The sequence below is a fragment of the Verrucomicrobia bacterium S94 genome (assembly GCA_004299845.1).
Lineage (GTDB): Bacteria > Verrucomicrobiota > Kiritimatiellia > Kiritimatiellales > Pontiellaceae > Pontiella.
The window spans coordinates 2822096-2834241 of sequence record CP036201.1; the positions used below are offsets into that span (position 1 = coordinate 2822096).

Below are 12146 nucleotides of genomic sequence, written 5' to 3' on the forward strand. Positions count from 1 at the left end.
AAAGAAACGGCGCTCTGGACAGGATTGTTTCACCCCTGCGGACTTTCGCAAGCTCAAGTTTCACTTCGCTTCGCTTGTGTCGAACCGTCGGTTCGAATCTGACATATCACCATAAAAAATGGCGCTCTGGACAGGATTCGAACCTGTGACCTACGGATTAGAAGTCCGTTGCTCTATCCAGCTGAGCTACCAGAGCGCATGAGAAAGGGTCGGCAATATATTCCAACATCTGAAAAAAGAGCAAGCCGTTTACCGACAAATTACAGCCCGGGAGCCATCGGGCAGACTGTTCATCAAACGATCAACGTTTCTTTTTCCTTACGTACGGTCAGCCCCCTCCCCTTCGCCCCTCTGAACATTTAAATTTGCAGCCAATGATCCGATCAAAAGGAGCACCTAATTTCCTGGAACGTATAAAAAATACGGCATCCAGGTATCAACAGCAATCCGCCACCCACACGACACCTGCAATTTGCAGGTAAATGGAGAATCGACAAATCAGCACCGAAGGCATACAAATATGAACAGTCAATGGATCGAAAAAATGACCAAGAAAACCAATATTTCCAGTAAAGAACTGAGTGCCTGCGCGAAAGCGGCATCCACCGAAGCGATACGCAAGGCCAAAGCAAACGACGTATCATACACCGTGCAGGAAGGTCGCAGTATTGTTCAGCATCGCTCGGATGGCACAAAACGTGTTGTAGGCACACTTCCGAAGGCCTACGTAAAACCCGCAGAAAAACGCTACCGCGTTTCCTGACCATGCAGCGCCTGCGCATCTTTGCCGGCCCGAACGGTTCGGGAAAATCTACCCTTTATAGAAAGCTGGAGGGCCAGTTTAATCTCGGACACTACCTCAATCCCGATGAACTGCATTTGCAGGTGTCTGAATCCCGAATGCTGGATTTAAACCAGCTTGGTATTTCCTGTCAGAATCGAAGCTGGGAAGCCTTCTGGAAAAAACATGGTCTGGCCTCCAAGGCACCCCGGCTTAAAAACAGCCGAATCGATAAAAATACCCTTCGCTTCTCCAAAGATCCAAAATCCTACGAGTCCGCTATCCTGGCCGACTTTCTGCGCCATCAGCTGCTTAAAACCGGCGAGACGTTTTCCTTTGAAACCGTCTTCTCCCATCCATCAAAAATGGATTTTATGAAAAAGGCCGCAGATGCCGAATACCGGACCTATCTGTATTTTGCTGCGGTCAGCTCGCCTGAAATCAGCGTGGACCGGGTCCGGCAGCGGGTTATGCTCGGCGGACACGATGTTCCTGAGGATCGCATTCGCTCGCGCTACATACGGACACTGGAAAAATACGTTCTCGATAAACTTAAAGATTAAAACGCCTTTTCTTTGCCCATTTCCTGCAGACCGCTCCCGGAATCCGGAGCGGAAAGTGCATAAAATTGAAAAAACGGATTGCGCGAAGCGTGTGCAGTGATTAGATTGCACGGCTTTTACGGATGGAAGCGTAGCTCAGTTGGTAGAGCAGCTGACTCTTAATCAGCGGGTCCAGGGTTCGAGCCCCTGCGCTTCTACCATTTTAAAACCCTCATAATGAACGATTATGAGGGTTTCTTTCTGCTCACACTTCATCTACGGAAAAATCTCCGCCTCAACCGTGCAGTTTCGGGCGGTGTAGCGATCGCTTACCCGAAGGGAAGCGTAGCTTATACCAAACGTTAAAACGATCCGGTATAAATTTGATCCCTCGCAGAGGCGCTGAGGACGCAGAGAAATTCAGTCATAAATGGCTCCGCGCGCTCTGCGTCGCTGCGCGGAATAACGCTGTCGTTAAGACCGGAATGTTTTAGTAAATGGTATTAGTTGGTAGAGCAGCTGACTCTTAATCAGCGGGTCCAGGGTTCGAGCCCCTGCGCTTCTACCATTTTAAAACCCTCATAATGAACGATTATGAGGGTTTCTTTCTGCTCACACTTCATCTACGGAAAAATCTCCGCCTCAACCGTGCAGTTTCGGGCGGTGTAGCGATCGCTTACCCGAAGGGAAGCGATGGGCATCTGAGCCGGAAATGAAAGCCCATGCTTCGACGCATTTGAATCAGGGTGCCGTGGTGAGTTTGAGTCCTATAATTCCGGAAAGGATCAGCATCATACTGAGCAGACGGCCGAGATTGACCGGTTCTTTGAAGAGAACAATGCCGAGCAGAACGACGCCGACGGCCCCGATGCCCACCCAGATGCTGTAGGCGGTTCCGACGGGCAGTGTTTTTAATGCAATACCGAGCAGCCAGATACTGACGGCCATCGAAACAATCGTCCAGACCGACGGCCACAACCGGGTGAACCCATTGGAATATTTTAAGCCAACGGCCCAGCCCGACTCAAATAAACCGGCAATAATCAGTATAATCCATGCCATAATGATTTCTCCTGAAGTTCCAGGCAACAAGATTGCGTTTCTCATTCATGACCCACCAAAGAAGAGGCGTTTACCTCTTTCTTCAGGTAAACGCCGTTAACCGCACCGTTTTTCCGTACAGCGAAGCGGGAAAATCAGCGTTCCCCCGCCTCTGCTTCTCCGGGATGGAGTCATACATCCTATTCTACCCCGAACAGGATTCCAATGGAATATTTAATCGCTCTCCACTGCCGGCACATTTTTCACCACCCGGAAACCGGTGTGGCAGAGGCTGGTGTCGGGGCTGGTTTTCATCCGGGCGGCGGGCCGGTAGCCGGAACAGTAGGCATCGCTGCAGAGAAAGGAACCCCCGCGGGTCACTTTTTTGGGCATATGGGGTTCCTGCGGGTCGTAACTGATGAGCGGACCTTTCGGATTTTCAACCACGCCTTTCCGGGCATCCATTCGGTAGGCATCCACATGATACCAGTCGGCCGTCCATTCCCAGACATTCCCGGCCATATCATACAGGCCATAGTCATTGGGCGGAAAGGCGGTGACGGGCGAAGTGGCATAATATCCGTCTTTTTTATAATTACGGTTCGGGAAAGGCCCTTCCCAGATATTGATTTTGGGTTTCCCTTCGGTGACGGGTTCGTTGCCCCATGTATTCTGCCACTGCTCATGACCGCCGCGCGCGGCATATTCAAACTGGGCTTCGGTCGGCAGACTCATGCCTTTCCAGCGGGCGTAGGCTTCGGCGTCGTACCAGGAAACATGCACTACCGGATGATCCATAATCTTTTCGATGGAGCTGCCGGGACCCTGCGGATGCTTCCAGTCGGCCCCTTCTTTCCATTCCCACCAGACCAGCGGATTGTTCAGATCAACCGGATAGCCCGGCGGACGGAAAACCATCGATGCCGGGACCATTGCCGATTCCGGCGGCGGCGGTGTTCCGGGCGGAAGATTCTTCATAATTTCGGCCAGATCCGGCTTTTTTTCGGCGGTGGTGATATAGCCTGTGGCATCCACGAATTCCTTAAACTCGGCATTGGTGACCGGGGTGCGTTTGATCCAGAAACCGTCCAGCCGCACTTTATGCAGCGGCAGCTCATCCGGACGACCGAACTCGCCGTCCCAGCCCATTGTAAATTCTCCGCCGGGAATCCATACCATGCCTTCGGGAGCTTCAGGGGCAGCAGTGCCGAAACGTGACGGCAAAACACTGCAGCAGCTTTTATTTGTATCCTGTCCGGCGGAAAAACCGGTTAACATTGTGGCCAGGGCCAGCCCTGAAATCATTTTTGTCATAATCATAACCTCATTCAGTAGACGCAGCAGCGCGCCTGTTTCATACGGCTTATTGAGACAAAATACGAACAAGGCCATTCAAAATAAAAACAAAAAAGCCGCCCGCATCCGCGGACGGCTCCGTTTTCCTCTGGAAAAGGAAAAATTTATTCGTGCGAAATCGCATCCACCGGGCAGCCTTCTTCGGCTTCCAGCGCGGCGGCTTCGAGTTCACCGGAAACATCGTCAACCTTGACGGTGGAATGGTCATCCACTTCAAAAACCTCCGGGCAGGTTTCTTCGCATGCCCCGCATGCAATACACGTATCGGCATCTACTTTGAATTTCATAGTCTCATCCTGGTTAGTGTGTTTAATCCGTAAAACAATAACGGTTTTCCACACCGGGTCAAAACGGAAGCCCCCCGCCCGGTTCTTTAGACTTAATTCGTTTTGCCTTTCAACTGATACCGCAGTGCGGGACGGATCCAGGGCCAGAGCCGGCCGGCAGCATCGGTTTCAAGCTCGATCTGTTCCTCTTCGGAGAGTTCCGGGAAAAAATTGAGCCCGGTCAGGGTTTCAATTTCATCAATACTGACCAGCCGTTTGCGAATGCGCGTGTAGGGCGGACAGTCCTTTTCAACCAGAAACGCCAGCGCCCGCAGTTCGCCGTCACGTTCATCGACCACGATTTTATAATAAGCCGCCGGAATACTGACGCCGGAATCAAGCTTTTCCACCGGCTTCTGAAACACGGGTCCGGTAATGACCCAGACTTCGGAAAAATAGCGCCCGTATTTTTTCGCCATCAGCATTTCCAGATCCTTCCAGAGCCCGCGGTTTACCTCCGGCGTCTGCGGAATCACGTTGCTCATCAGGAACGTCTCTTTCTGGGCGTCCGGACCGTAGCGCGTGGCAATGCCGTAGTTCGGGGCCATGTGGCCCCGGTCATAACCCGACCGCGTGTAATCGTTATGATGCACCCCGGCCTTGGTCCGCGGATCCACCTTAAATCCGGAAGGCCGTTTTCCGGAGTTCAGTTTCGGCACATCAAAAAGACGGTAACAGACCCAAAGCGGATTTTTCAGCGATTCGCTGTAACCGGCCACATAACCGCGGTTCTGCAGCACTTTCACCCGCCCGATCAGCTTGAATCCTTCCTGCTTCGGATATCCGCCATAAACCCAGTCTCCGCGCACATTTCCAGGAACCGGTATTTCCACATCCTTTCCGATCAGCGCCAGCGAATCCCAGCCGTCCATCGTTTTAAATCCCGTCGACATCAAGGCCCGGTGCAGCTGCGGCGCTTTTTCGTAGACCGGGAAACGGATCGACCACGGCAGGTGAAAATAAATCACGGACACCAGCAGATAGAGCAGCGCTGTCGTCAGCGCGACCCTCATGCGTCGAGAACTGAAAAATAGATGCCTGAAAATCATGGTTCCGTTTTTACACGCAAACGGTCGCTTGGTGCAAGTCAGGCAGTTTGGTGTTTGAAGTTTGGAGGAAAAGCAGGTTTTGTATTCCACTTCAAACGCCAAACAACCAACTTCAAACTGATTCATCATGCACGTACCTTTTACACAGAAAATTCTTAAAGACTGGGCCGGAGAGGCCACCTTCCGCAAAGGCATGACCCTTTTTGAAAAAGGCAAAGTCGACAGCATTGAATACGATCATCCCTTCGTCAGCGGCCAGCTCGCCATAGGCATACGCGGCATGCGCAGCAGGTTCGAAGTGCTGAAAGACGGTTTTGTGGAAAACCACTGCCCCTGCCGCGACAACCGCGAGGAGGGCAAAATATGCGCGCATCTCGTCGCTCTCGGCCTGGAGGCCATCCGCCTCTATTCCGATCCGCACCGCGTCGACAAAATGGAAGAGGAAAAACGCCGCGCTGAACGGCTGGCCTCGTTCGACGACTCGGCATATCACACCCGCGACCCCAACGGCACCCCGGCCGAGCTCCGCATCATCCTGAAACAGAGCTGGCGCGAATATCTGGCGGAGCAGAAAGTACCGATGCGCTGCGCCGTCGAAATCAGAGACAAGGTGATTCCGCTCAACGAAGTCCCGAAAAAGCATCCCCTCGCCTTGAGCAAAGCCGACGACAACCTCCTCTTTGTTATCGAGGATATCTGCGAAGGCCCCGCCAAAGCGAAATTTGACGCCACCCTCTCCGATTTCATCAATATCCTTGAGCTGTGTGACGGCAAACCGATTTACGAAGGTGGTGTTGAAGGCTATCTGATGACCGGCGACGGCTCCGTTTCCACCTCCCTGAAAATGGCCCTCGACGAACTCAGCGGCGAACTCGTCCTGAATATTTGCACCACAGAGCACACAGAGAATCACGGAGAAATGTCCTCCGCACACTCTGCGTCCTCCGGTGAAACGGGTACATTTATTGTGAGTGGCGGCAGTGGCTGGATATTGAAAGACGATGTTTTCCAGCGGCTGGAAAAGGTGCTGCCCGGCCCGATGCGCGCCATCTATGACGGCGAAGTCCGCATTCCGCGCGAAGCTGTTCCGGGATTCATGAAAAACGAACTGCCCGCACTAAGCAGCATGATCGAAATCGAAAGCAGCATCACTCCCGACATGCTTTCGCTCGCTCCGGCCAAACCCCGTTTCCGGCTGGTGATTGACGGACAGGAACATACGCTTTCGGCCACGCTCTATGCGGAATACAACGGCGTCCGGCTTGTTGCCGGGAAAGAGGATGCCAAAGGCCATTTTTCCATTCCGTCCTCCGACGACCTGCTTGGTTTCGAAGTCCGCAATCCCGAGGCCGAGGAAAAGGCGCTGGAAACGGTCACTGCACTGGGATTCCGCGGCAGACGTGGCGATATGCTGATGCAGATTCGCGGCAGCCGCGAAGTCCTCAATTTTCTCGGCGGCGCCCTGCCCCAGCTCAAGCGAAAGGGCTGGCGCATTGATCTCGAAGGGGAAATCGCTGCCTTCATGGACGACATCGAATCAACCGTGCCGGTGGTGCATATCAGCAACTCCTCCGGCAACGGTTTTTTTGAAGTCGGGTATAATTTTGAAACCGACGGCGGCGTGAGCCTCGATGAAGCCGAAATCCAGCGTGCCATCAATATGGGCGAAGCGTTTGTTAGAAAAAAAGGCCGTACGGTACTGCTCGATATTGACGCTATTGAAACCGCGCGCGACGTCTTCTCTGACTGTGCAGTGGGCTCCGGCGATCAGCCCGGCACCTTTAAAATGAACGATATTCATGCCGCATACGTGCAGTCGTCGCTGCTTTCGCTCGACGGCATCGACATCGAAAGCACACCGGAATGGATGAGTAAGGCCGAGGCGCAGAACCGCGATACCAAAGTGGAACCGGTCGCGCTCGGTCCGAAGCTTGAAAATACGCTGCGCGATTATCAGAAAGAGGGCGTCTACTGGCTGCGTTTTCTGGAACGTTCCGGTTTTGCCGGTATTCTGGCTGATGAAATGGGGCTGGGTAAAACACTGCAGACACTGACCTGGCTGTCGCTTGAACGGGAAAATGAAAAGGCCCGCAATCACCCCGCCCTGATCATCTGCCCCACCAGTCTGGTCGACAACTGGGCGGATGAAGCGGAAAAGTTCGTTCCCCATATGCGGGTTCAGAAAATGCACGGTCCGGATCGGCACACTTATTTCCCGACCCTTGAAAACCGGGATCTGATTATCACCTCCTATGCCCTGATCCGCCGCGATCTCGACGAATATCTGAAACATACCTTTGCCGTCGTTGTGCTCGACGAAGCGCAGCATATTAAAAACCGGACCACGCAGAACGCCACCGCAGTGAAAAAAGTGGCGGCACATCATAAGCTGGTACTGACCGGCACACCGATTGAAAACAGCGTGACCGATCTATGGTCCATTATGGATTTTCTAATGCCGGGCTATCTCGGCAGCCACAAAGCCTTCCGCGAAAACTATGAACTGCCCATCCAGAACGGCGGACCCGATGCCGAACTGGCGCAGATCCGCCTGCGCCGGAAACTGCACCCCTTCCTCCTGCGCCGCCTGAAAAAAGATGTCGCCAAAGATCTGCCGGATAAAATTCAGCGCGTGGCCCACTGCACCCTCAGCGGCGACCAGGCGAAAGTCTATAAACAGCTGGCCGAAAGTGCGAAAAAGGAAATCACCGGTCTGGTCGATGCGCAGGGCTTCAATAAATCGCGGATGCAGATTCTCAAAATTCTGTTGCAGCTCCGTCAGACCTGCTGCCACCTCGACCTGCTGAAACTGCCGGGCATTTCCAGCGAATTCCCCTCCGCCAAACTGGAACTCTTTTTTGAACTGGTCAACGAAGCCATGGATGCCGGACACCGTATTCTCGTGTTCAGTCAGTTTACCTCCATGCTCTCCATCATCCGCGAAGAGCTGAAAACCCGGGCGCTGAAATACTGCTATCTCGACGGATCCACCAAAGACCGGCAGGACCGGGTGAAACAGTTTAATTCCGATAAATCGATCCCCCTCTTCCTGATCAGTCTGAAAGCCGGCGGCAGCGGACTCAACCTTACCGGTGCTGATATGGTCATCCACTTCGACCCGTGGTGGAACCCGGCGGTGGAAGACCAGGCCACCGACCGCGCACACCGGATCGGCCAGAAAAACACTGTCTACTCCATCAAACTCATCACCAAAGGAACGGTGGAGGAAAAAGTCCTGCAGATGCAGCAGAAGAAAAAGAGCGTCATCGATGCCACACTCGAAAAAGATGCCGATATGGCCCAGGCGCTCACCTGGAACGACGTCCAGGAACTACTGTCCGTATAGCCCGTAGCCGCCGGGCAGAGCGGCCCCGGCCTTCAGTCACTCTATCTGCCGGACGGCCTTACCGGGCGGAATTTCACCGGAGGCGGAAGTTGCCTGTAAAAATAGGTTGCCTTCAGCACCGGTTTTCCCGATATTCCCCGCTCTCGGAAACACATCGGAGTGTAGCGCAGTCTGGTAGCGCGGTTGCTTTGGGAGCAATAGGTCGGGGGTTCGAATCCCTCCACTCCGACCATTTTAAGGTCAGCTGAAAAGCTGACCTTTTTTTATGCAGCGATCACCTGATACCCTGTTTGATTACTTCTCGGTATAAACCTCGTAGTCCAGAATCACCAAAGTTTCACCCCGAAGGATACAGAGGAACACAAAGGAAGGATTCTGTCCTCCAGCGGAGCGGGTGGTAAAAATATACCAGGATGTTTTAGCAAGTGGTATGAGACGTCATCTTCAGGCCGCAAGCCCCTTGATCAGGAGATCCATGAGCACCCTGCAAAATGCGGCGGCTTTATGCTCATCCTCAAGGACCTGATTGGCGAGGTTACCGTGGATGTCCATGCTGTCGATCACTGCCGACTCCATGGCCGTCGGCAGATCGCCCAGCATGGCCTGATCGGGGGCGTTGTTTTTTAGCTGTTCCATCACCGCGCCATTCTCACGCACCTTGTCGGCGATAGTGTTGGCATAGTTGAGTACATCGTTACTGGTGAACTCACCCGCAAAGAGGTCATTCAGCCGCGCAATGATGACCGACAGGAATTCAAGGTCTTCATCCTTGAAGCGCCCGCTTCCGACGGCCGTCATTCCCGTGAGGCGGTGATCCTCGTCTGTTTCCTCATGAAGCTGCAGACTGCGGGTGGCCTGCTTGCTGAGACGGTAATGCGTCATGGTAAGGTCCGACAGGTCCACCGGGATGGTTTCATCGCGGTCTTCCCGCAGCAGCGGCTGCAGGTGGTAGGCGAAGAGCGACAGCTTTTCCAGCTCGTCGTCGTCATAATCCACCAGCTGCGACATAAACTCATAGAACCGAACAAATGACCCCAAGTCCTTCTTGAAGAGGTCCAGCTCACTCTTGTCGAGCTTAAGCCGCCTGATCCGGTCCTCGGCATTCTTTACTGCAATTTGGTCGTTACGGGCTTCGGCCTCCTGCTTTTCCCGCTCGGCCTCAACCTGGGCCATGAGTATCGGAACATACTTCGCCTGCCAGCGCTCCACGGCGGGCTTGCAGTGCGCTGTCAGCGCATCCTGTCCCTGCTTCTCGTCATAGAACGAGTCTGCAAAAGCTTCCACCTCGTGCCACTCATAAATACGCTGTTCGCCCAGTTTATCAAACAGGTCATAGATCAGATTCGGGTCGGAGACGTTCGCCAGTTCTGCCGTTTTGTAGTAGGGGCGGAAGGCATCGAGGATGTCGTCGGGATCATTCACAAAGTCCAGCACAAAGGTCTGCTTACCGTGGCAGGTGCGGTTCAGGCGGGAGAGGGTCTGAACGCAGTCCACGCCCTTAAGCTTCTTGTCCACATACATCGCGCAAAGCTTCGGCTGATCAAATCCCGTCTGGAACTTGTTCGCCACCAGCATCACCTGATACTCATCCGTATCAAACGCCTTGCGCATGTCGCGCCCCTTCAGGCCGGGATTCATGTTCCGCTCGTTGAAAGGCTCAGGGCTGGACTCAGGATCATTTACCTCGCCCGAAAAGGCGACCATTGCCTGAATGTCCTTAATGTCCTGCTCGGCAATAATCCGGTCGAACGCCAGCTTATAGCGCACCGCCTCCTTGCGGCTCCCCGTCACCACCATCGCCTTCGCCTTGCCGTTGAGTAAAGGCGCAACGCACTCGCGGAAGTGCTCAATAATGATTTCCACCTTGCGGGTGATGTTGGTCGGGTGCAGGCGCAGCCATTGGCCGATGCGGATCGATGCCCGCTTGCGCTCCACCTCGCTGTCGGCTTCGGGTGTCTGCTGCGCCAGCTTCAGGGCCATATCGTAGGTCGTATAGTTTTTCAGCACATCGAGAATAAACTTTTCCTCAATCGCCTGACGCATCGTATAGACATGGAACGCCTGCGGAATGTTTTCATCAGACGGCGGGAGATCGGGATTCGGGCAGCGGCCGAACAGCTCGATGGTCTTTGCCTTCGGGGTGGCCGTGAATGCAAAGAAGCTCAGGTTATCCGCCTTGCCCCGCGAAGCCATTGCAGCCGCCAGCAGATCCTCGGAGGTCACCTCGGCGTCATCATCCCACTGCTCGGCATTCAGCACCGCACGCAGCTGGCGCGCCGTCTGTCCGCTCTGGGAACTGTGCGCTTCATCGGCAATCACCGCATACTTGCGTCCCTTCAGCGTCACCCGTTCGCGAATCGCTTCCAGCACAAACGGGAAGGTCTGGATCGTCACAATAATGATCGGCGTCGCGGCTTCCAGCGCATTCGCCAATTGCTCCGACTTTGAGCCTTCGCCTTCTTCCCGATTGATTCTGCACACCACGCCCTCGGCATGGTCAAACTGATAGATCGTTTCCTGCAGCTGATTGTCCAGCACCGTGCGGTCCGTCACCACGATCACCGAATTGAAGACCTTTTGATCATCACGGTAGAGCGAGGCCAGCTGATGGGCCGTCCAGGCAATCGAGTTTGATTTCCCTGAACCTGCACTGTGCTGCACCAGATATTTCTGCCCCGCGCCTTCTGTCCGTGCGCTGTCGATCAGGCGATTGACCACATCCCACTGATGATAGCGCGGAAAGATCATTGTTTCCTGAATATATTTTCGGCCCCGTCCGTCTTCCTTCTGTTCCTGCTGCAGATGGATAAACCGCCCCAGAATCTTCAGCCAGTTGTCGGGCGCAAAGACCTCTTCCCAGAGATACTTCGTCGCATACCCGCCTTCGGGGGAATAATGTTGCCCGCGCTGCCATCCGCTCCGCCCTTGTTGAATGGAAGAAAGAAGGTGGATTTTCCCGCCAGCTTGGTGGTCATCTGCACTTCAAACTGACTCACCGCAAAGTGAACCAACGCGCCGCGCTTAAAGGTCAGCAGCGGTTCAGGCTTCCCGTTTTTGCCTTTCGGATTGCGGTCGTTTTTATACTGCCAGACGGCGCGGTCCACCGACTGTTTAAACTCCGACTTCAGCTCAAGGGTGGCGACAGGGATTCCGTTCACAAACAACGCAAGGTCGAGACGTCCGGTGTAATCGTTCGGCGAATAGTTCAGCTCAGGCACCACGCGCAGACGGTTCGCCGCATAACGCGCCATCGTTTCGGGGTTCAGGTCATGGTCGGGCTTAAATTGACACAGGCGGAATTTTACACCCCGATCCTTGATCGTATTGCGCAGCACATGCAGCGTGCCCTTTCTGTCGAGCTGACGCGCCACCGACCGGAGCAGTCCTTCGTTTACCCCCTTGGGATTCATGGCACAGAATTTCGCCCATTGTTCGGGCTGCGTCTCGCTCAGGTAGGCAACAAGGTCTTCGGTGTAGAGCGCATGCTTTTGATCATAGCTCGACGACTCGCCCAGCTTCCAGCCATTGGAAACCAGATGATTGATGATGTCCTGTTGAAAAACCTGTTCTTTTGCGTTCTGCATGATTCTATTCCTGTTTTCGATCGTCGTTGTTCATTTTTATTGAACAAAACGGATGCGCTGAATATCCCCATATTTTAAGCCGTTTTTCTGTTCATTTTTCTTCTTGCCTGAATTGACATCC

The 12146-nt window shown here is 53.8% G+C and carries 7 protein-coding genes, 4 tRNA genes and 1 pseudogene; 6 read left to right on the top strand and 6 right to left on the bottom strand.

The features are described from left to right. Window positions 1-119: 119 nt before the first annotated feature. Window positions 120-196: transfer RNA gene (locus EGM51_12350), tRNA-Arg, on the bottom strand. Between the two features lie 324 nt (window positions 197-520). Here EGM51_12350 and EGM51_12355 point away from each other — a divergent pair. The 4 genes from EGM51_12355 (at window position 521) to EGM51_12370 (ending at window position 1891) form a co-directional block, all read left to right on the top strand. Continuing rightward, entirely contained in the window at window positions 521-763 is a 243-nt protein-coding gene (locus EGM51_12355) for a hypothetical protein (protein ID QBG48148.1), read from the top strand. Window positions 764-765: 2 nt separating this feature from the next. Beyond that, entirely contained in the window at window positions 766-1344 is a 579-nt protein-coding gene (locus tag EGM51_12360) for a hypothetical protein (GenBank protein QBG48149.1), read from the top strand. A gap of 124 nt (window positions 1345-1468) precedes the next feature. Then, a tRNA-Lys gene (locus tag EGM51_12365) sits at window positions 1469-1544 on the top strand. Between the two features lie 272 nt (window positions 1545-1816). Beyond that, window positions 1817-1891: transfer RNA gene (locus tag EGM51_12370), tRNA-Lys, on the top strand. Window positions 1892-2064: 173 nt separating this feature from the next. Here the strand turns inward: EGM51_12370 and sugE are convergent. The 4 genes from sugE to EGM51_12390 all read right to left on the bottom strand — a co-directional run bounded on the left by sugE (window position 2065) and on the right by EGM51_12390 (window position 5323). Then, on the bottom strand, window positions 2065-2385 hold the full coding sequence (gene sugE / locus EGM51_12375) for a quaternary ammonium compound efflux SMR transporter SugE (protein ID QBG48150.1): 321 nt from the start codon (window positions 2383-2385) through the stop codon (window positions 2065-2067). A gap of 213 nt (window positions 2386-2598) precedes the next feature. Beyond that, on the bottom strand, window positions 2599-3756 hold the full coding sequence (locus EGM51_12380; GenBank protein ID QBG48151.1) for a formylglycine-generating enzyme family protein: 1158 nt from the start codon (window positions 3754-3756) through the stop codon (window positions 2599-2601). A 68-nt stretch (window positions 3757-3824) separates the two neighbouring features. Beyond that, window positions 3825-4007, bottom strand: a complete 183-nt coding sequence (locus EGM51_12385) for a ferredoxin (GenBank protein QBG48152.1) — start codon at window positions 4005-4007, stop codon at window positions 3825-3827. A 92-nt stretch (window positions 4008-4099) separates the two neighbouring features. Then, the gene (locus EGM51_12390; protein ID QBG48153.1) at window positions 4100-5323 is read right to left on the bottom strand and encodes a DNA/RNA non-specific endonuclease; all 1224 of its coding nucleotides are present in this window, start codon (window positions 5321-5323) and stop codon (window positions 4100-4102) included. Here EGM51_12390 and EGM51_12395 point away from each other — a divergent pair. Both EGM51_12395 and EGM51_12400 read left to right on the top strand, forming a co-directional pair. Beyond that, the gene (locus tag EGM51_12395) at window positions 5223-8441 is read left to right on the top strand and encodes a hypothetical protein (GenBank protein ID QBG48154.1); all 3219 of its coding nucleotides are present in this window, start codon (window positions 5223-5225) and stop codon (window positions 8439-8441) included. The genes EGM51_12390 and EGM51_12395 overlap by 101 nt on opposite strands. Window positions 8442-8596: 155 nt before the next feature. Then, window positions 8597-8673 (top strand) — tRNA-Pro (locus tag EGM51_12400). Window positions 8674-8885: 212 nt separating this feature from the next. On the opposite strand, the pseudogene EGM51_12405 reads toward EGM51_12400, so the two are convergent. Continuing rightward, a pseudogene (locus tag EGM51_12405) lies at window positions 8886-12025 on the bottom strand (type I restriction endonuclease subunit R). Window positions 12026-12146 lie beyond the last annotated feature (121 nt).